Source organism: Longispora sp. NPDC051575 (genome assembly GCF_040681875.1).
Classification (GTDB): Bacteria; Actinomycetota; Actinomycetes; order Mycobacteriales; family Micromonosporaceae; genus Longispora.
Genome location: NZ_JBFAZP010000004.1, coordinates 476,599 through 496,691, shown reverse-complemented (window position 1 = coordinate 496,691; position 20,093 = coordinate 476,599). Strand labels below are relative to the sequence as shown.

The window sequence follows — 20,093 nt, the reverse complement described above, 5'->3', positions numbered from 1 at the left end:
CGGGTGCGGGTCTGGGCCGGCCACGTCCATGGCACCAGGAAGGAACTGTGCGATGAAACCGGTCCTGCGGCTGGTACCCGTCAAGGAACGGGTGGTCGTCAAGGCGGACGCGGCCCGGATCGCGGCGGACAACCGGGAGTGGGCTCTCGCCCGGGTCGGGGTCTCCGGGCCCAAGCTGTGCGACAACCTCGCCCTCACGGTGGCGGCCATCGCCCCCGGCCTCGGGGTGCGACGGCTCGAGATCCTGGTCCGGTTCAGCCTGTGGACCTTCATGTTCGACGACCGGATGGACGATCCGGCGGCGGACGTCGACGCGCTCCGGGCGGTGGAGGCGAGCGTGGACCAGGCCCTGGGCGTCGGGGACCGCGCGGCCGACGGCGGGGACGTTCTCGTGGGCACGTTGGAGCGCCTGGTCGCCGACCTGCGGGAACACGACCGCGAGGGTGTCGCCCTGCCCCGGCTGTTCGACGCGCTGCGCGACGATGCGGCCGGCAGCCTGGCGCACGCGCTGCTGAGCCGGCGGGTCGCCGCCGGCGCGGAGCCCCTGCCGACGGTGCCGGAGTATCTGGAGTTCGCGAGCCGGAGCATCAACTACCGCAGCTTCGCCCTCGCGCTGCTGCTGCTCCTGGGCGGCCGGTCGGCGGACACCCTCGACCGGCTCGGTCCGGCGCTGGGGTCGGCGTGCCGGGCGATCCGGCTGGCCAACGACCTGCGGTCCGTCGAGCGGCACCGGCGGGAGGGCACGCTGAACGCGCTGCTGCTGGCGGACCCCGGCGGCGCGCCGGTCACGCGAGAGGCCGTCGACGCGCGGGTGGACGAGCAGGTCCGGCTCCACGACGGGCTGGTGGGGGAGCTGGCCGACACCGGGGCGGGCACGGCCCTGGTGAACAGCCTGCGGATCTCCGTAGGGATGTACCGGCTGGGCCAGCTGCGCTAGGCGCCCCGCCCGGATCCGGCCGCGCCCCCGGAGCTGGCCACGCCCCGGAGCTAGGTGCCCGGCCTGGAGCCGGGCGTCCCCGCGCGGAGGCCGACGCCCCCGCGCGGGGACCGGCTCAGAAGTCCTCGTCCAGGCTGACCGTGCCGCCGACCGCCGTCTGGTACGCGGTCACCCGGCGCTCGAAGAAGTTCGCCAGCTCCTGCACGTCCTGCAACGCCATGAACGGGAACGGGTTCGCCGATCCGTAGCGCGCCGGCAGCCCGAGCCTCGCGAGCCGCTGGTCGGCCACGTACTCCAGATAGGACCGCATGTCGGTGGCCGTCATGCCCGCGAGCCCGTCCCCGCACAGGTCCTCGGCGAACGCCAGCTCGGCCTCCACCGCCTCCTCCAGCATGAGGACGACCTGCTTGCCGAGGTCGTCGTCGAACAGGTCGGGCTCCTCGGCGCGGACCACGTCCACGACGGAGAACGCGAAGTCCATGTGCATGGACTCGTCGCGGAACACCCAGTTCGTGCCGGTGGCCAGGCCGTCGAGGAGGCCGCGGGAGCGCAGCCAGTACACGTAGGCGAAGGCGCCGTAGAAGAACAGGCCCTCGATGCAGGCGGCGAAGCAGATCAGGTTGAGCAGGAACGCCCGCCGGTCATCCTTGGACTGCAGCGACTGCACGTCGTGCAGGGAGTCGATCCACCGGAAGCAGAACTGCGCCTTCTCCCGGATCGAGGGGATGTGCTCGACGGCCGAGAACGCCTCCTCCCGGTCCTTGTCGTCGGGCAGGTACGTGTCCAGCAGCGTCAGGTAGAACTGGACGTGCACGGCCTCCTCGAACAGCTGCCGGGACAGGTACAGCCGGGCCTCGGGGGCGTTGATGTGCTTGTACAGGTTCAGGACCAGGTTGTTCGACACGATCGTGTCCCCGGTGGCGAAGAACGCGACCAGCCGGTTGACGAGGTGCCGCTCCCCGGCGGACAGCGAGGCGAGGTCGGGCAGGTCGCCGGTGAGGTCGACCTCCTCGACGGTCCAGGTGTTGCGGATGCCGCCCCGGTAGCGCTCGTAGAAGTCGGGGTAGCGCATCGGGCGCAGGGTCAGGTCGAGGCCGGGATTGAGCAGCATGCGGGGTTCCTTGTCGGGGGCGGGCGCGGCGGGTGCCGGCGGCCCGGGGACGGTGGCGGGTGCCGGCGGGCCGGCGGGGGCGGTCACTGGCACGCCTCGCAGATCTCGGGGTTCTCCAGCGAGCAGGCCACCGCGTCGGCGTCGGGCCCGATGGTCGGCACGCTGGTCACCGTCGTCTGCGCGATCCGGGTGGCCGGCCGCGACCGCAGGTAGTAGGTGGTCTTCAGGCCGGCGCGCCACGCGTAGGCGTACATCGAGGAGAGTTTGCCGATCGTGGGGGTGGCCATGAACAGGTTCAGCGACTGGGACTGGTCGATGAAGGGGGTGCGCGCGGCGGCCAGGTCGATCAGGGCCTTCTGCGGCACCTCCCACGCCGTGCGGTACAGCTCCTTGACGTCGGCCGGCAGGTCCAGGTCCTGCACGGAGCCCTCGGCCCGCAGGATGGCCTCGCGCAGGGCGGAGGTCCACAGCCCACGACCCATCAGATCCCTGATCAGGTACTTGTTGACCTGGAGGAACTCCCCGGACAACGTCTCGCGCTTGTACACGTTGGACACCGGCGGCTCGATGCACTCGGCACAGCCGGCGATCGACGCGATGGTGGCGGTGGGCGCGATGGCGACCATCAGCGAGTTGCGCAGTCCGGTGCGGGCCACCCTGGTGCGCACCGCGTCCCAGTCGGCGGACGTGGCCGCGTTCCAGTGGTCGGGGTGCAGCACCCCGGCGGCGGCCCGGGTGTCGGCGTAGGTCGGGTGCGGGCCGTGCTTCTCGGCGAGCGCGGCGGACGTGTCGTAGGCCGCGAGGGCGATCCGCTCGGCGATCCGGGTGGACAGCGCGAGCGCCTCCGCCGAGTCGAACGGCAGCTTGAGCTGGAAGAACACGTCGGCCAGGCCCATGACGCCCAGGCCGATCGGCCGCCACTTCCGGTTGGTCTCGGCGGCCTCGGGGGTGGGGTAGTACGTGAGGTCGATGGTGCGGTCGAGGAACTTCACGGCGGTCCGGGCGGTGCGGTCCAGGGCGGCCCAGTCCATGCCGTCGGGGCCGCAGTGCGCGGCCAGGTTGATCGAGCCCAGGTTGCACACGGCCGTCTCGCCGTCGCTGGTGACCTCGAGGATCTCGGTGCACAGATTGGACAGGTGCACCACGTTCTCGGGCTTCGCGGTCTGGTTGCAGGTCCGGTTGGCCTGGTCCTTGAACGTCATCCAGCCGTTGCCGGTCTGGGCGAGGGTGCGCATCATCCGGCCGTAGAGGTCGCGGGCGCTGATCTGCCGGACGGCCAGCCCGGCCTCCTCGGCGGCCCGGTAGGCGGTGTCGAAGGCGTCGCCCCACAGGTCGGTGAGCGCCGGCACCTCCTTCGGGTCGAACAGCGACCACGGGGCGTCGGCCTCGACCCGGCGCATGAACTCGTCCGGCACCCAGTTGGCGAGGTGCAGGTTGTGGGTACGCCGGGCCTCGTCGCCGGTGGAGTCGCGCAGTTCCAGGAACTCCTCGACGTCGGCGTGCCAGGTCTCCAGGTACACGCAGGCGGCGCCCTTGCGCCGGCCGCCCTGGTTGACGGCCGCCACCGACGAGTCGAAGGTGCGCAGCCAGGGCACGATGCCGTTGGAGTGCCCGTTGGTGCCCCGGATCAGGGAGCCGCGCGAGCGGACCCGCGACCAGGAGATCCCGATCCCGCCCGCGTACTTCGACAGGCGCGCGACCTGCGCGTACCGGTCGTAGATGGATTCGAGCTCGTCGCGGGGCGAGTCGAGCAGGAAGCAGCTGGACAGCTGGGGGCGGCGCGAGCCGGAGTTGAACAGGGTGGGGGAGCTGGGCAGGTAGGACAGGGTGCTCATCAGCGCGTAGAGCTCCCGGGCCTCGGCCACGGACTCGGCCAGCCCGCACGCGACCCGGAGGAGGAAGTGCTGCGGGGTCTCCAGGACCTGGCGGGTCTCGGGGTGCCGGAGCAGGTACCGGTCGTAGACGGTGCGCAGCCCGAAGTACTCGAACCGGTCGTCGGCCGCCGGGTCGATCACGGCGTCGAGCTCGTCGGCGTGCCGCTCGACGAACCCGGCGATCGTGTTGGCGAGCAGGCCGGCGGCGTGGCTGGCGGCGATCGACCCGGAGAAGGAGGTCACGCCCTCGGTGGCGGCCTCGGCGGCGATGTGCGTGGCGAGCAGCCGGGCGGCGAGCCGCGAGTACGCCGGCTCCTCGGCGACCAGGGCGGCGGCCATCTCGATGGCCCGGATCCGCAGGTCGGCCTCCGTCGCGCCGGGCCACGGGTTGGGCACCACCCGACCGGGGTCGACCCCTGCGAGGCCCTCGGCAGCCCTGGAGACTGCCTCGGCCGGCGTGTTCAGCACTGCGGTCATCGCTCTCCCACCCGAAAAGACGAGGACTCCGGGGCAGGCGGCGACGGCGGCACACACGGGGCCGCTGTCCGCCGGGGCCCGCCCACGAGGCCCGGGACATGCGCGCACGGCTCTCGTGCGCGCGTCATTGGCAGGTCTTCGGACTCGTGGGCATGGTCCTCGCGCCTACTGGCCGTCGCTTCCCGGATCGCTCCAGTGCTCAATGACGGCGGTCGTTCCCACTTACCGCTGCGGGGCAGTCCCGGAGTCGCACCGGGTTCCCTCTTGCCGCACGTCCCCTGGCGGGGTTGTGCACCAACAACGGCATGACACTACATCTAGTGGAACGCCGCATGCAAAGACACAGAGTGTTGGGGTGTCGTGTCGCATGGTGCCAGGGCGAGGTGAGACGGCGTGTCGACACGCGGAGGTCGGGCGCGTCCGGCCGGGCGGTCGTGCGCGGCGCCGGGTGACCGCGCGAGCCGGGTCGCGGACCCCCTCCGGCCGAGGTTGCGACCTCCGCTGGCCGGCGCGCGCGGGCGTGCCGCACCGCCAGAGCGCCGCACCGCGATTGGCACCCTTGACATCGGATCTCTTCGACCCGGCATTGTCCACTGAAGCCGAAATCTACCGGTAACCTCCCGTTGACATCGACGGTCGTCATCGCCACTATAGCGTGGTCATCGGATCTCTCCCCGGAGGCCGTCATGCGGTTCAGATCGGTCCTGGCGCTCCTGAGTGCCCTTTCCCTCTCCCTCACCCTGCTCGTCGCCGGAGCTCCCGCGCACGCCGCGCCCGGCGACAACCACGCCCCCGACGACCCGTTCAGCTCCGCCCGCACCCAGTGGTGGCGGACGGACCACTTCGGGATGTTCATCCACTTCGGCCTGTACAGCGCGTACCGGGGCGAGTACACCCGGTCGAATGGCACGGTGTGTCGCGACGCCGAGTGGATCCGGCGCACCTGCGCGATCCCGTGGAACGAGTACGAGGCGAAGGCCGCCACGTTCAACCCGACCGGGTTCGACGCGAACGCGGTGGTCAGCGCGGCGAAGAACGGCGGGCAGAAGTACATCGTGATCACCGCCAAGCACCACGACGGCTTCGCGATGTGGCCCACCGCCGTCAACGACTGGAACATCCACGACCGCTCGCCGTTCCAGCGCGACATCCTGGCCGAGCTGGCCACGGCCGCCCGCGCCCAGGGCGTCAAGCTCGGCTTCTACTACTCGATCTGGGACTGGCACGACCCCGACGCCCAGCCGGGCAGCGCCCACTACCAGGCCTACCTGACCCGGATGAAGGCCCAGCTCCGCGAGCTCCTCACCAACTACGGCGACATCGCGGAACTGTGGTTCGACGGCGAGTGGGAGGCCCCGTGGACCGCCGCGGAGGGCACCAAACTGGAGGAGTACGTCCGGGGGCTGTCGCCGAACACGATCGTCAACAACCGGGTCGGTACCCGCCGGGTCAACGACGGCGACTTCGGCACCCCCGAGCAGGAGATCCCGGCGACCCCGACCGACGCCCAGCTCTGGGAGTCGTGCATGACGATCAACGGCACCTGGGGGTTCGCGGCCTGGGACACGAACTTCAAGTCCAGCACCCAGCTGACCCGCAACCTGGTCGGCATCGCCGCGAGCAGCGGGAACTACCTGCTCAACGTCGGCCCGGACGAGCGGGGAGTCATCCCGCAGACCTCGGTCGACCGGCTCAGGGGGATGGGTGACTGGCTCGCCGCCAACGGCCCGGCCGTGTACGGCGCGGGCTACACCGGCCTGGTCTCCAAGCCCTCCTGGGGCGTCGTCAGCCGCAACGGCAACAAGCTCTACGCCTCCGTGTACACCTGGCCGACCGGCGGCGCGGCGCTGCACCTGAGCGCCCTGGCCCCGTTCGGGGTGACCGGCGCGAAGATCCGCAGGACCGGGGCGGCCGTGCCGGTGACCGCCGCCGGGGACGGCTTCGACCTGCGGCCCACCGGGACGGCGCCCGACCCGATCGCCACGGTGATCGAGCTGGACATCACCCCGCAGGCCGCCGGGCCGGTCGGCGCCGGCACCGGCCTCACCGCGCGGTTCTGGGCGAACACCACGTTCAGCGGTACGCCGGCCGTGACCCGGGTCGACAGGGGCGTCAACTACAACTGGCGCGAGGACGGCTCCCCGGCGCCCGGCATCCCCACGGACAATTTCTCCGGCCGGTGGACCGGGTTCGTCGAGCCCCGGTTCACGGAGAAGTACACCTTCGCCACGTTGTCCGACGACACGGTGAAGCTGTGGGTCGACGGGCGGCCGCTGGTCGACAACACCACCCCGCACGGGGCGACCGTGGACAAGGGCAGCGTCACGCTCACGGCCGGGCAGCGGTACGCGATCACGATGGAGCACACCGAGAACGGCGGGGAGGCGACCGCGAAGCTGTTCTGGTCGAGCCCGAACACGCCGCAGCAGATCGTGCCGGCGAGCCAGCTGTATCCGGGGACGGTGCTCAACGACGACGCGCCCGGCGTGGCGTACACCGGGGCGTGGAGTGTCAGCTCGGGGCGCACCTACGCCGCCGACTACAACGCCGACGTGCACTACACGACCACCAACGGCGACGCGGTGTCGTACACGTTCACGGGGACCGGGGTGGACTTCCGCACCGAGAGGTACAGCGACCAGGGGCTCGTCGACTTCTACCTCGACGGGGTGCTCGCGGCCACCGTGGACACCACGAACCCGACCCGGCTGTCCCAACAGGTCGTGTACTCGCGGCGGAACCTGGCCCCGGGCGCCCATACGCTACGGGCGGTGAAGCGCTCGGGCACGTACATGCTGGTCGACCGGATCGACGTCTTCGGCTGACCGGCGCGGGAGGGGCGGGCCTCCGACCTGCCCCTCCCGGTGCCGACACCCAAAAGCCAGTAACGCAGCGTAGAAAATGATGCACTTGGTGTTCATGTATTTGTTCTCGCGATGGACGGTGGCACCTACCTAGCGTGATGCACGCCACCCCCATGCTCGCCCATACCGGGAGGTCCATCGTGGAACGTCGCACTCTCCTCCGCACCGCCGTCGTCGGCGGCGGCGCTGTCGCCTTCTCCGGAGCCCTGTGGAGCTCCGCCGCGCACGCCGCCCCCGCGCAGAACGCCCCCGGCCCCTACGGCGCGCTCGGGGCCGCCGACGCCAACGGCATCCAGCTGCCCGCCGGCTTCACCAGCCGGGTCGTGGCCCGCTCGGGCCAGACGGTGTCCGGCACGTCCTACACCTGGCACAACGCCCCCGACGGCGGCGCGGTCTTCGCCGACGGCACGGGATGGATCTACGTGTCCAACTCGGAGATCAACCCGGGCGGCGGCGCGTCGGCGATCAGGTTCAACTCCAGCGCGACGATCACCGGCGCCTACTCGGTGCTGTCCGGCACCCGGCAGAACTGTGCCGGCGGCAAGATGCCGTGGAACAAGTGGCTGTCGTGTGAGGAGGTCAGCCTCGGCTTCGTGTACGAGACCGACCCGTGGGGCGGCGCGGCGGTCCAGCGGCCGGCGCTCGGCAAGTTCAAGCACGAGGCGGCGGCGGCCGACCCGGTCCGGCAGGCCATCTACCTGACCGAGGACGAGACCAACGGCTGCCTGTACCGGTTCCTGCCCAACAGCTGGGGCAACCTGGCCTCGGGCACGCTCCAGGTCCTGGTCGCCGGCACCGCGACGTCCGGCACCTTCACCTGGGCGAACATCCCCGACCCGGACGGCTCGCCGACCGCCACCCGCAGCCAGGTCCCGGGCGCGAAGAAGTTCAACGGCGGCGAGGGCTGCCACTACGCCAACGACCAGGTCTGGTTCACCACCAAGGGCGACAACCGGGTGTGGCAGCTCAACCTGCTGTCCGGCACCTACGAGCTGGCCTACGACGACGGTCTGGTCAACCCCGGCCCCGCGCCGCTGACCGGGGTGGACAACGTCACCGGCTCGACGTTCGGGGATCTCTACGTGGCAGAGGACGGCGGGAACCTGGAGATCTGCGTGATCACGCCGGACGACAAGGTGTCGGTGTTCCTGCGGGTCAACGGGCAGAGCTCGTCGGAGCTCACCGGTCCGGCGTTCACCCCGGCGGGCAACCGGATGTACTTCTCCTCGCAGCGCGGCACGAGCGGCTCCAGCTCCGGGGGCATCACGTATGAGATCACCGGGCCGTTCCGGACCTGATCGGACGCCACGGATCTGCGGTGCTCCGACTCGCAGGTCCGGGTGACCTGACCCGCCGCTTCCGGTGACCTGACCCGCCGGACGGCTCTCCGCCAGGATGGTTGGTCCCGGGGACCCGCGCGGGTTCCCGGGACCAACCGTCGGCGTGTCGCGGGAAAGACCCCGGCGCGTCGTGAATGCCTCCACTCAGGGTAGGCTCACCGTTACTCTAGGTAAGATGCTCCCGGGGCATATTGGGGCATCGACTACGCCGAGTGACGGGGGAGAGTCGGTGGCGGGAACGCGGGGGGCTGTCTTCGGCGCGGCCGGCTGGGCGCGGGTGCGCGCGCTGCTGCCGGCCCGCGCCGATCTCGCCGCGATGCGCCGCCAACCACGCCGGGACGTGCTCGCCGGCCTGACCGTCGCCGTCGTCGCCCTGCCCCTCGCGCTGGGCTTCGGGGTGTCCTCCGGACTCGGCGCGGCCGCCGGCCTGGCCACCGCGATCGTCGCCGGGATCCTCGCCGCCCTGTTCGGCGGCTCGCACCTGCAGGTCTCCGGGCCGACCGGCGCGATGACCGTGGTCCTCGTCCCGATCGTGCACCAGTTCGGCCCCGGCGGGGTGCTCACCGTCGGGGTACTCGCCGGGCTCGCCCTGATCGGGCTGGCCCTGGCCCGCGCCGGCCGGTTCGCGCGCTACGTGCCCGCCCCCGTCGTCGAGGGCTTCACGGTCGGGATCGCCGCCGTGATCTTCCTGCAGCAGGTACCCGCCGCGCTCGGGGTCCGCGCCTCGCACCAGGAGACCGTGGCCGTGGGCGCCTGGCACGCGCTGCGGGCCTTCCTCGACCGGCCACACTGGCCGACCCTGGGGATCGCGGCGTTCGTCGTGGTCGTGATGCTCGTCGGGGGCCGGTGGCGGCCCGGGGTGCCGTTCTCGCTGCTCGCGGTCGGAGCGGCCACCCTCTACGTCCAGGTCGCCGGGACCGACGTGGCCCGGATCGGGGCGCTGCCGTCGACGCTGCCCGCGCCGTCGCTGGCCTTCTTCGACCCCTCGGCGGTACCGGCGCTGCTGACCGCCGCCGGGGCCGTCGCCGCCCTCGCCGCGCTGGAGAGCCTGTTGTCGGCGACCGTGGCCGACGGCATGACGGTCGGCTCCCGGCACGACCCGGACCGCGAACTCTTCGGCCAGGGCGTCGCCAACCTCGTCACCCCGCTGTTCGGCGGCCTGCCCAACAGCGGGGTCATCGCCCGGACCGCGCTCAACGTCCGGTTCGGGGCCCGATCCCGGCTGGCCGCCGTCACCCACGCCGCCGCGCTCGCCCTGATCATGCTGGCCGCCGCCCCGCTCGTCGCGCACATCCCGCTCGCCGCCCTGGCCGGAGTCCTGCTGGCCACCGCGATCCGGATGGTCGAACTCGGCTCGCTGGCCGTCCTGGCCCGGTCCACGAGGGCCGACGCCCTGATCATGGCCCTGACCGCCGTGGCCACCCTCGCGCTCGACCTCGTCTCCGCCGTCGGGATCGGCCTCGTCGTCGCCTGCCTGCTCGCGATCAGCGCCATCGCCCGCGCCGTCCGGGTCGAACAGGTGCCCCTCGACCTGTCCGACCCGGACCGCGAACTGCTCGCCGAACACATCGCCACGTACCGGCTCGACGGCCCGCTGTTCTTCGCCGCCGCGCACCGCTGCCTGACGGAACTGTCCGAGGTCCCCGACGTCCGGGTCCTGATCCTCCAACTGTCGCGGGTCACGACGGTGGACGGCACCGGCGCCCGGGTCCTCCGCGACGCCGTCGAACGCCTCGAACGCGTCGGCATCGCCGTGTACGTGTCCGGCATCGACGCCGCGCACTCCAGGGCGCTGGAGTCGACCGGGGTGCTCGCCCGGCTGCGGGTGGCGGGGCGGGTGTTCGACACGACCCCGGAGGCGGTGGCGGCGGCCCGGGGATATCTGCACCGGACGGGAATGCTGGACCTCGACGCGGCCTGACCCGGACGCCCCCGGCGGCCTGACCCCGCGCCGGGACGCGCGGGCGGCACCGGCCCCGCCACGGGTGCGCCCGACCGCGAGGACATCGGCGGACATTGATGCTGTCCGGTCGCGGGCCCCTCGTCCGGCGCGCGTGCCGGGGCCGGAATGTCGGCCCGGCACCCCCGTGGGCAACCCTGGTCGGGAGTGTCCCGTGGGCGCTCTCTTGGCGGTCGAACCCCTGTGATCTTTTACCTCACCTGAGCCCACAAGTTTCGTACTAGTGTGCGATAGTCGAGGGGAGTGGAGAACTTCGTACCCCCGGTGAGCTGGGTGTTTGTTGTTGGGGGTGTGCAGGGTGGGCGGAGCCGTCGCAGTGCCCCGGGGGGACGGTCCCGGCGCCGACCCCCGACGTGCGGTGGTGACCGAATTGTTGCGTTCACCGGCCCTGGCCGGCGCGGTGCGGACCGCGACCACGGCCCCCGACGCGGACGGCGGGTCCGGCGCGCGGACCCTCCCGGTGACGGCCCGGTGCGCGGCCCTGTTGCCCGGCGGCCTGCGGCGGGGGAGCACCGTGTCGGTCGCCGGCTCGACCGGTCTCCTGATCGAACTCCTCGCCGGGGCGTCGGCGGCCGGCGCCTGGTGCGCGGTGATCGGACTCCCGGGCCTCAGCGCCCTCGCCGCCGCCGACGCCGGGGTGGTCCTCGACCGGCTCGCCCTCGTGCCCCGGCCGGGCGCGAGCTGGCCCGAGGCCGTCTCCGCGCTGCTCGACGGGTTCGACGTGGTGGTGGCGGCCCCGGGCGGGGCGGTGCCGGCGCGGCTGGCCGGCCGGCTGGCGGCCCGGGCCCGGCAGCGCGGCGGGGTGCTGATCGGCTACGGGGCGATCCCGTGGCCAGGCGCCGACCTGGTCCTGGAGCCGGAGAGGTCCGCGTGGCACGGGCTGCGGCCCGGTCGGGGGCGGCTGCGGTACCGGGAGCTGACCGTCACGGCGCGCGGCCCCGGGCGGCCGGTGCGGGCGACCCTGCGCCTGGGCCAGAAGACCGATCCGACGGGTACCGGCGCGCGCCCGACCGCTGTCCGCCCGGTGCCCTGGACCGGCCCGGGCACGGCGCGGGACCTGCGCGCGGGAGGTCCGCCGGCCGTGGCCGTGGGGCCGGAACTGGCCCAGTTCGGGGCGGGGCCGGAGCCGGACGGCGCGGGCCGGGCCCGGGAGCCGGGTGGCCACGGGCTCAGGGCGGTGGGCTAAATGGGTGCAGTGAGCTTATTGCTCCTGGGTTGTATTCGTCTTGAGCGGGGTGGGTGTTCGGTTGGCGGCGTAGCTGGCCCAGTCGCGGCCGGCGAGTCTGGCCCAGGCCACTGCGCGTCCGGGGTCGAGACCGAGCAGGTCGGCGAGGACGGGGGCTGGGATTTCGCTGGCGAGGTGCATCATGGCGGCGTTGCGGGCCTGGCGGGTGTCGTGGATGCCGATCTGGTGCAGGCGTTGGCCCAGCGTGGCGGGGGTGAGGGGGCGTCCGGGGAATCCGCCGGGGAAGAGCCATTTTTGGGCTGGGTCCGGGTAGCTGGAATGGCCGCGGTGATGCATGAGGTGGCGGATCAGGGTGTCCAGTGGGTTTGGCATGGTGATCGGTTCGGTGGTGAACCGGACTTGCAGTTGGGTTTGGGTGTCGGTGACTTGATCGGTCGTCATTTTGGCGACTCGCGAGAGGTGTTGGCCGAAGAGCAAGACGAACAGGCCGCATATGCGCAGCTCGAGTGCGATGTGGTCATCGTGGAGCAGTTTAGTGACCAGCGTCCATCGGTCGTCGTTGTGCATTGTCGTCGTGGGTTGCGGTTCCGGATGGCGCGTGATGCTCAGTTCGGCCGCCAGCCGGTGTTGGTGGGCCCATCTGAGAAACGCTTTGGTGTAGTGCCTTTCGTTCTGGGCGCAGTCGAGGATCCAGTGGTCCAGGAGAGGTTGGCGCAGTTTCGCCAGGGTTGTTCCTTGGGTACTGAGCCATTGAAGAAGCCTGACGGCGGTGCGGATGGTGGATCGTGCTCTGGCTGCTTGATTCTGAGTGAAGGGAGCGCGATCCGCTTTGGCTCGGGCCCGTCTCAAGACCGTCCAGGTGGCGAACGGTCTCACGATTCGCGCGTGTTCGGAGGGCAGGTCGGTGAGGAGCCCGTTGAGCCATGGGACGAGGCGTTCCAGACGAACGTGTTGGGCGGGCAGAACACCGGAGGTGATCAGGAAGTCGCGCAGGTGGTCGAGCGTGGGGGTTCGGGGCAGCGCGTCGAGGGCTTCGTGGGTGATCGGTATTTCTCCAAGTGCCATGCCACGGAGGACGGATTTCGCTTTACTGCGGCCGATCCAATTGATCGCCGTTTTGGGCCGGCGTTGGGCCAGCATCGCGTCCAGGGCCGGCTTCATGCGGGGATTGATGTGCCCGTCAGGACCGGAAAGCAAAGCGGTGGCGCGTTCGACCAGAACGCAAAGGGCGCATCTGATGCCGTAGGGGTAGTCCTCGCGGCCGCATTGTCGGCAGGCCAGCGGTGATGGCCCGCCAGCGCAAGTTGAGCATATTCGCTGTCCGGCTTGATTCGTGGAGGCCAGGATTCTGGACTGGTGGCATGAAGGGCATGTCTCAGGGTGGTGGCGGATCTCGTAGTCGCACTGCCGGCAGATGTGTTTGCCAGCCAGTTTGCCGCGACGATGTCCCTGTCGTCCGCATCGGCTGCAGAGTATTAAAGAACGAGGAGTGCAGCTGCCGCAAACCGGCCCCTCGCTCGTGCGTGCGTCGATATAGCTCAATCGACCGCAGCGCGAGCAGTGTGTTTGGTATGCAGGGTCGTGGCGGTAGCAGCGCAGGCAGAGTGGGCCCGCTTCGGTGCGTTTGTTCACTGGGCGGAGGCGGCCGCATCGGACGCAGATCTCGGCCGTTTGATGAGCGCGGCAGTTCCCGCAGATGCCAGAGGTGTTCGACGTCATGCGTTTGCCGTCTTTGCCGCAGGCCGAGCATCGGCCGATCGGCCTGGGCATGGTCAGTCCGTGCCTTGGTCTGGCCGACGGATCCGGGCCCGAACGGGTCGCAGCTGCCCGATCCCCGCGTTGGTGGCCTCACCGGCCACGGCTTTCTTAGGGATCTGCGTGGGCTCGGCGACGACCTCGATGAGATCCGAGGGGCCGCAGGCGAGGATGTCACACAAAGCGGTGAACACATCCATGTTCATCCGCTGGGGTGTCTGAGTCACCAAGCGATAGACCTGTTCGCGCGACAGGCGCACCCCGCGTTCGGCCAGCAGGGGAACGAGGTCACTGGTCTGGAACATGCCACGGGTCGCCATGAGCTGTCGCAGGTGCCAACGATAGGCCATCTTCCTCGTCATGACTGTTCGCCTTTCTCAGCCGAGTACACCCTGGCAAGGGCCTGGGCCAGTACTCGATTCTTGAAGTCATTGCTCACAGATGTGTATATCGCGGTGGTCGACGCGTACCGATGTCCGACCTGCTCTTGGACGAATCGTTCCGGGTATCCGAACTCGACAAGGTGGGTGACATAGCTGTGGCGAAGACAGTGAGGGACGAGCTCTTTGGGCAGTCCGGCCTCATCGCGGAGTTGGGCGAAACGTTTGTCGAAGTACCGGACGGAGACCCGGTTCGCCCGTTCGGTCACCCACAATGCAGGGTGGTCTCCGGCGTTGAACAGCGCCCTCGCCTCGGTGACCCACTGCCGCATGCCGTCGACAACCCAGTCGAACTCCGGAACCGTCAATACGGTTCGGCGCCGTGGCGGGCCACCACGGGAAGCCTTCCCGTAACGCACATGCAGCGAACCGTAACGTCCCCACGCTTTCGCATGCGGATTGGGTCGAAGGTCGACCAGATCAAGGCGACACAACTCCTGGCGGCGCAGTCCGAAAGCGTAAGCCGTCTTCAACATCTGGGCGTCACGCAATGCAGCCAACGCCCCTTTGCGTCTGGAGCTGACTATCGCCTCGACCCGGGAGTCAGCAAAATCGAACAGCGTCTCAAGCTCATCACATGTCAATGGTCGACGTTCGGGTTTTCCCTCGTAGTCAGCCAGATGCGCGACGGTGTTCCATTCGTGGCAGATCTGAATCGGTGCGGATCCGAATCTTCGAACGCAGTCCTCTTGCCATCCATAGGCTGGATCGCTCAAATAGTCGCAGAAAAGCCGCAGCGTCATCTGATAGCCGCGGATAGTCGAGACCGCCAGAGGTGTGCCGCCACCGACCAGCCACGACGTGAACTGTTCCACGTCACCAGGGCCCCACGTCCACGGATCCTCGTCGGTGAACGCACGGAATCTTCGAATCAAAGCCAGTCGACTGTCCACAGTCGTCACCGCCAGCAGACGGCTGCGCTGCTGACGCGCCCAGCCCTCCAGCATCGCCTCGAACACCGCAGCCGCTTCGTCGAGATGGATCACGCCATCGACGAGCACCAGGTGCGACGCGCCAGGAACGTCCAGCCTCCGCATGAGCCCTCACCAGTGATGCAGTGGATACAACATCGTTGCATCACACGTTCGCTGCGGTCAAACACCCAGGTCAGACCACTGTCGACCCCCATGGCAACTCACCACGTCATCACCCTGCAGGAACCAAGCCATGTTGCATCAGATGAATAATTCCTCTTCGGTGCGGGCCATGGTGGTGTGGTGCCCCGACTGGCCGGTCACCGCCGCCTGCCGCGCCACGGACACCGACGTGCACACCCCGGTCGCGGTCCTCCGCCTGAACCGGGTCGTGCACTGCACCCCGGCGGCCCGGGCGGCCGGCGTGCGCCCCGGGCAGCGCAAACGCGACGCCCAGGCGCTGTGCCCGGACATGGTGCTCTTCGAGCAGGACCCGGCCCGCGACGCGATCGCGTTCGAGCCGGTGGTCGCCGCGCTGGAGGAACTCGCCGCCGGGGTGGAGGTGCTGCGGCCCGGGTCGTGCGCGCTGGCCGCCCGGGGGCCCGCCGGCTGGTACGGGGGCGAGGAGCGGGCCGGCGAGACCATCGTCGACAAGCTCGCGCTCGCCTGCGACGTGGAGGCCCAGGTCGGGATCGCCGACGGGGTGCACGCGGCGGCCCTGGCGGCCCTGACCGGCGCGATCGTGCCGCCCGGCGACAGCGCCCGGTTCCTCACCGGCCTCGACGTCGGGCTGCTCGGCCGGCCCGAGCTGGTCGGGCTGCTCCGCCGGCTGGGCATCACGACGCTGGGGGCGTTCGCGGACCTGCCGGCCGGGGACGTGGGCGCGCGGTTCGGCGCGGACGGGGCCCTGGCGCACGCGCTGGCGTCGGGGCGCGACGAACGGCTGCTCGCGCCGCGTACCCCTCCGCTGGGTCTGGAGGTCGGGCAGGTCTTCGACGAGCCGTTGGAGCGGGTCGACGCCGCCGCGTTCGCCGCCCGGGCGCTGGCGGAAGAACTCCAGGACCTCCTCACCGGGTACGGCCTGGCCTGCACCCGCCTCGTCATCGAGGCCACCACCACCTCCGGGGCCGACCTGCGCCGGGTGTGGCGGCACGACGCCCTGCTCCGGGCCGCCGACGTGTCCGACCGGCTGCGCTGGCAGCTCGACGGCTGGCTGACCCACACCGCCCGGCGCGGCGGGGAGCCCTCCGGCATCGCGCGGCTGCGCCTGGTCCCCGAGGGGATCGTCACCGCCGGGGCCCTGCAACCGGGGCTGTGGGGCGGGGCGGGCGACGACCGGGAGCGCGCGGACCGGGCCGCCGCCCGGCTCCAGGGCATGCTCGGCCCCGAGGCGGTGATGGCCCCCGTCCTCGACGGCGGACGCGACCCGGGCGAGCGGGTCCGGCTGGTCCCGTGGGGCGACGAGCGCGGCCCGGTACGGCCCACGGACCGGCCCTGGCCCGGGGCGCTGCCGGCCCCCTATCCCTCCACCGTGTACCCCTCGCCGCCGGCCGTCGGGCTGTTCGACGACGCGGGCCGGCCGGTGACCGTCACCGGCCGGGCCGAGCTGAGCGGGCCCCCGGCCCGGATCGTGTTCGAGGGCGGGGCGGCGGCCGGGGTGCTCGCCTGGGCCGGGCCGCTGCCGGCCGACGACCGGTGGTGGGACGCGGCGGCCGCGCGCCGGCAGGCCCGGTTGCAGCTGCTGCTCGCCGCCGACCGGGCGGTGCTGGTGTCCTGCTCGGCGGGCACCTGGCGCCTGGAGGCCGACTATGACTGATGAGTCGGACACATCGGGCGAGCGGCTGACCGACCAGCGCTGGGGCGGTCGGGCCCCGCACACCTGGGGCGAGCTGCGCGACCTGATGGCCGCCCCGTTGAGCACCGGCCCCGGGACACCGCCCCCCGGCCCGGCCCGGCCCCTCCGCCCGGCCCCGACCGCCCCCGCGCCGCCCCCCACCGGACCCGGCGACTACGCCGAGCTGCACGCGCACTCCCACTTCTCCTTCCTCGACGGCGCCTCCTCCCCGGAGGACCTGGTCGCCGAGGCCCTCCGCCTGGGCCTGTCCGCCCTGGCCCTCACCGACCACGACGGCATGTACGGCGTCGTCCGCTTCAACGAGGCCGCCCGGGCGGCGGGGCTGCCGGCGGTGTTCGGCGCGGAACTCTCCCTGGACCTGCCCGCGACCGTGGCCGGGGTGCCCGACCCGGGCGGCAGCCACCTGCTCCTGCTGGCCCGGGGCACCGAGGGCTACGCCCGGCTGTCGGCGGCGATCGGCACGGCCCAGCTCCGGGGCGGGGAGAAGGGCCGGCCCGTCTACGACCTGGAGGAGCTGGCCGCCGACGTGCGCGGCCAGGTCCTGGTGCTCACCGGCTGCCGCAAGGGCGCGGTCCGCCGGGCGCTGGAGGCGGGCGGGGCGGAGGCGGCGCGCGCGGAACTGGAGACGCTCGTCCGGCTCTTCGGCCACGACGGTGTCGAGGTGGAGCTGACCGACCACGGGTACCTGGACGACTTCGACCGCAACGACGTCCTCGCCGGCCTGGCCCGGGAGCTGGGGCTGGGGCTGGTGGCCACGAACGCCGTGCACTACGCCCGGCCGTCGGGGCACCGGCTGGCCCAGCTGGTCGCGGCGGTGCGGGCCCGGCGTTCGCTGGACGAGATGGACGGCTGGCTGCCGCCCGCGCCCACCGCGCACCTGCGGTCGGCGGCGGAGATGCGGGCCCGGTTCGCGGCCTGGCCGGACGCGGTGACCCGGACCGCGCCGATCGCGGCCGGGCTGGCCTTCGACCTGAAACTGGTCGCCCCGGACCTGCCGCCGTTCCCGGTGCCGGCGGGGGAGACGGAGAACTCCCACCTCCGCGAGCTGGCGCTGGAAGGCCTGGCCCGCCGCTACCGTCCGGACGACGAGGCGGCCCGCGACCAGCTCGACTACGAACTCGGCATCATCGAGGAGCTGGGTTATCCGGGCTACTTCCTCATCGTCTGGGACATCGTGCGGTTCTGCGAGCGGAAGAACATCCTGGTGCAGGGCCGGGGCTCGGCGGCCAACTCGGTGGTCTGCTACACCCTGGGCATCACCAAGGCCGACCCGATCGGGTACGGGCTGCTGTTCGAGCGGTTCCTCAGCGACGTGCGGGTCGGGCCGCCCGACATCGACCTCGACATCGAGAACGGCCGGCGCGAGGAGGTCATCCAGTACCTCTTCGACAAGCACGGCCGGACGCACACCGCGCAGGTCGCCAACGTCATCACCTACCGCCGGCGCTCGGCGATCCGGGACGCGGCCCGCGCGCTGGGCTACTCGCCCGGCCAGGCCGACGCGTGGACGGCCGGCCAGGGCCACCGGGGCGGGCCGCTGCCCGAGGACCTGCCCGCCGAGGTGGCCACGCACGCCGAACAGCTGCTCGGCGCGCCCCGGCACCTGGGCATCCACTCCGGCGGGATGGTGATCTGCGACCGGCCGGTCATCGAGGTCGTACCCGTCGAATGGGCCCGGATGGAGAACCGCACGGTGCTCCAGTGGGACAAGGACGACTGCGCGGCGACCGGGTTGGTGAAGTTCGACCTGCTGGGGCTCGGCATGCTCACCGCCCTGCACCACGCCGTGGACCTGGTCCGCGACCACCACGGCGGCGCGACCGTGGACCTGGCGGCGCTCCCGCCGGACGACCGGGAGATCTACGCGATGATCCGGGCGGGTGACTCGATCGGCCTGTTCCAGGTGGAGAGCCGCGCGCAGATCCAGCTCGCCCCCCGGCTGAAGCCGAAGGTGTTCTACGACCTGGTGGTGCAGATCGCCCTGGTCCGGCCGGGCCCGATCCAGGGCGGGGCCGTGCACCCCTACATCCGCCGGGCCAACGGACAGGAGGCGGTCACCTACCCGCACAGGCTGATGGAGAAGGCGCTGAAGCGCACCCTGGGCGTGCCCCTCTTCCAGGAGCAGATGATGCAGCTCGCCGTGGACTGCGCGAACTTCACCGCCTCCGAGGCCGACCAGCTCCGCCAGGCCATGGGCTCCAAGCGCTCGCACGCCCGGATGCGCGAACTCCGCGCCCGGCTCTACGCGGGCCTGGCCGAGAACGGCATCACCGGGGACATGGCCGACGACCTGTACCGGCGGCTGGAGGCGTTCGCCGGCTACGGCTTCCCCGAGTCGCACTCCCTGAGCTTCGCCTTCATCGTGTACGCGTCCGCGCACCTCAAGCGCTATTACCCGGCCGCGTTCACGGCGGCCCTGATCCGGTCCCAGCCGATGGGCTTCTACTCGACGAACAGCCTGATCGGCGACGCCCGCCGGCACGGGGTGCCGATCCTCGGCGTGGACGTCAACGCCAGCGCGGCGGTCACGGGGCTGGAGGGCGCGGGCACCCGCGCGCCGGCGGCCGCCCCGCCCCGGACCTGGGGGGCCGGCGGGCCGGCGGTGCGCCTCGGGCTGGACCAGGTCCGGGGGGTCGGGGCCGAGGTGGCGGCGCGGATCGCGGCCGGGCAGCCGTACGCGGGGATGGCGGATCTGGCCCGGCGGGCGGGGCTCAGCGAACAGCAGCTCGGCAACCTGGCGACGGCCGGGGCGTTCGCGGGCCTCGGACTGGACCGGCGCCGTGCACTGTGGACGGCCGGCGCGGCGGCCCGCGACACCCCCGACCGGCTGCCGGGCACGGTGCTGGGCACGCACGCGCCGACCCTGCCCGGGATGAGCGAGGCCGAGCTGGCCGCCGCGGACCTGTGGGCCACCGGCAGCTCGCCGGACAGCCACCCGGTGCAGTTCCTCCGGGAGTGGTTGCGGGCCCGGGGCGCGGTGCCGGTCGGCGCGCTGGGCCGGATTCCCGACGGGCAGCGGGTCCTGGTCGGCGGGATCGTCACCCACCGGCAGGCCCCGGAGACCGCCGGGGGGATCGTGTTCGTCAACCTGGAGGACGAGACCGGCCAGGCGAACGTGATCTGCACGCCGGGACTGCTGCGGCGCTACGCCCGGATCGCGCGCACCGCGCCGGCCCTGCTCGTCCGGGGCCGGTTGCAGAACGTCGAGGGGTCACTCGGCCTGGCCGCCGATCAACTCACCGTTCTGAATGTTCCGACCGCGCCCCGGTCCCGGGATTTTCGATGATCCAACTGTCCTGAGCCATACGCCGTCCTGGATTTCCCCCGCTGCTACCACCCTTAAATCGTACACCAGTACGAAGGATTTTCTGGGTGCCGTT

The 20,093-nt window shown here is 71.6% G+C and carries 12 protein-coding genes and 1 riboswitch; of the genes, 7 read left to right on the top strand and 5 right to left on the bottom strand.

What is annotated here, in order from left to right:
• The first annotated feature begins 52 nt into the window (after window positions 1-52).
• Complete coding sequence (locus tag AB0M43_RS13135; RefSeq protein WP_363724103.1) at window positions 53-937, top strand: terpene synthase family protein; 885 nt, start codon at window positions 53-55, stop codon at window positions 935-937.
• A 115-nt stretch (window positions 938-1,052) separates the two neighbouring features.
• On the opposite strand, the gene AB0M43_RS13130 is transcribed toward AB0M43_RS13135, so the two are convergent.
• Window positions 1,053-2,048: a ribonucleotide-diphosphate reductase subunit beta gene (locus AB0M43_RS13130; RefSeq protein ID WP_363724101.1), complete on the bottom strand. Its 996-nt coding sequence runs from the start codon at window positions 2,046-2,048 to the stop codon at window positions 1,053-1,055.
• An 83-nt stretch (window positions 2,049-2,131) separates the two neighbouring features.
• A complete protein-coding gene (locus AB0M43_RS13125; RefSeq protein WP_363724099.1) occupies window positions 2,132-4,399 on the bottom strand; it encodes a ribonucleoside-diphosphate reductase subunit alpha in 2,268 nt (755 codons plus the stop codon).
• A 111-nt stretch (window positions 4,400-4,510) separates the two neighbouring features.
• A riboswitch (cobalamin riboswitch) is annotated at window positions 4,511-4,713 on the bottom strand.
• A gap of 372 nt (window positions 4,714-5,085) precedes the next feature.
• Here AB0M43_RS13125 and AB0M43_RS13120 point away from each other — a divergent pair.
• The 4 genes from AB0M43_RS13120 (at window position 5,086) to AB0M43_RS13105 (ending at window position 11,749) form a co-directional block, all read left to right on the top strand.
• Window positions 5,086-7,224 (top strand): alpha-L-fucosidase, encoded by a 2,139-nt coding sequence (locus tag AB0M43_RS13120; RefSeq protein ID WP_363724097.1) that lies wholly within the window; start codon window positions 5,086-5,088, stop codon window positions 7,222-7,224.
• Window positions 7,225-7,403: 179 nt separating this feature from the next.
• The gene (locus tag AB0M43_RS13115; protein ID WP_363724095.1) at window positions 7,404-8,561 is read left to right on the top strand and encodes an alkaline phosphatase PhoX; all 1,158 of its coding nucleotides are present in this window, start codon (window positions 7,404-7,406) and stop codon (window positions 8,559-8,561) included.
• 271 nt (window positions 8,562-8,832) lie between these two features.
• Window positions 8,833-10,524 (top strand): SulP family inorganic anion transporter, encoded by a 1,692-nt coding sequence (locus AB0M43_RS13110; protein ID WP_363724093.1) that lies wholly within the window; start codon window positions 8,833-8,835, stop codon window positions 10,522-10,524.
• A gap of 400 nt (window positions 10,525-10,924) precedes the next feature.
• Window positions 10,925-11,749 (top strand): hypothetical protein, encoded by an 825-nt coding sequence (locus AB0M43_RS13105; protein WP_363724091.1) that lies wholly within the window; start codon window positions 10,925-10,927, stop codon window positions 11,747-11,749.
• Between the two features lie 15 nt (window positions 11,750-11,764).
• On the opposite strand, the gene AB0M43_RS13100 is transcribed toward AB0M43_RS13105, so the two are convergent.
• From AB0M43_RS13100 to AB0M43_RS13090, 3 genes are all read right to left on the bottom strand, one after another.
• Complete coding sequence (locus AB0M43_RS13100; RefSeq protein ID WP_363724089.1) at window positions 11,765-12,910, bottom strand: hypothetical protein; 1,146 nt, start codon at window positions 12,908-12,910, stop codon at window positions 11,765-11,767.
• Window positions 12,911-13,521: 611 nt separating this feature from the next.
• Complete coding sequence (locus AB0M43_RS13095) at window positions 13,522-13,866, bottom strand: helix-turn-helix transcriptional regulator (protein WP_363724087.1); 345 nt, start codon at window positions 13,864-13,866, stop codon at window positions 13,522-13,524.
• The gene (locus tag AB0M43_RS13090; protein WP_363724085.1) at window positions 13,863-14,981 is read right to left on the bottom strand and encodes a tyrosine-type recombinase/integrase; all 1,119 of its coding nucleotides are present in this window, start codon (window positions 14,979-14,981) and stop codon (window positions 13,863-13,865) included. The genes AB0M43_RS13095 and AB0M43_RS13090 overlap by 4 nt, the downstream gene beginning before the upstream one ends.
• A 142-nt stretch (window positions 14,982-15,123) precedes the next feature.
• Between AB0M43_RS13090 and AB0M43_RS13085 the strand changes: the two genes are divergently transcribed.
• Complete coding sequence (locus AB0M43_RS13085; RefSeq protein ID WP_363724084.1) at window positions 15,124-16,674, top strand: DNA polymerase Y family protein; 1,551 nt, start codon at window positions 15,124-15,126, stop codon at window positions 16,672-16,674.
• Entirely contained in the window at window positions 16,667-19,999 is a 3,333-nt protein-coding gene (locus AB0M43_RS13080; protein ID WP_363724082.1) for an error-prone DNA polymerase, read from the top strand. Before AB0M43_RS13085 ends, AB0M43_RS13080 begins: the two co-directional genes overlap by 8 nt.
• The last annotated feature ends 94 nt before the right edge of the window (window positions 20,000-20,093 follow it).

Excerpts from the sequence above, each read along its gene's own strand:
- AB0M43_RS13135 (WP_363724103.1), top strand. The coding sequence starts at position 53 with ATGAAACCGGTCCTGCGGCTGGTACCCGTCAAGGAACGGGTGGTCGTC.
- AB0M43_RS13130 (WP_363724101.1), bottom strand. The coding sequence starts at position 2,048 with ATGCTGCTCAATCCCGGCCTCGACCTGACCCTGCGCCCGATGCGCTAC.
- AB0M43_RS13125 (WP_363724099.1), bottom strand. The coding sequence starts at position 4,399 with ATGACCGCAGTGCTGAACACGCCGGCCGAGGCAGTCTCCAGGGCTGCC.
- AB0M43_RS13120 (WP_363724097.1), top strand. The coding sequence starts at position 5,086 with ATGCGGTTCAGATCGGTCCTGGCGCTCCTGAGTGCCCTTTCCCTCTCC.
- AB0M43_RS13100 (WP_363724089.1), bottom strand. The coding sequence starts at position 12,910 with ATGAAGCCGGCCCTGGACGCGATGCTGGCCCAACGCCGGCCCAAAACG.
- AB0M43_RS13095 (WP_363724087.1), bottom strand. The coding sequence starts at position 13,866 with ATGACGAGGAAGATGGCCTATCGTTGGCACCTGCGACAGCTCATGGCG.
- AB0M43_RS13090 (WP_363724085.1), bottom strand. The coding sequence starts at position 14,981 with ATGCGGAGGCTGGACGTTCCTGGCGCGTCGCACCTGGTGCTCGTCGAT.
- AB0M43_RS13085 (WP_363724084.1), top strand. The coding sequence starts at position 15,124 with ATGAATAATTCCTCTTCGGTGCGGGCCATGGTGGTGTGGTGCCCCGAC.
- AB0M43_RS13080 (WP_363724082.1), top strand. The coding sequence starts at position 16,667 with ATGACTGATGAGTCGGACACATCGGGCGAGCGGCTGACCGACCAGCGC.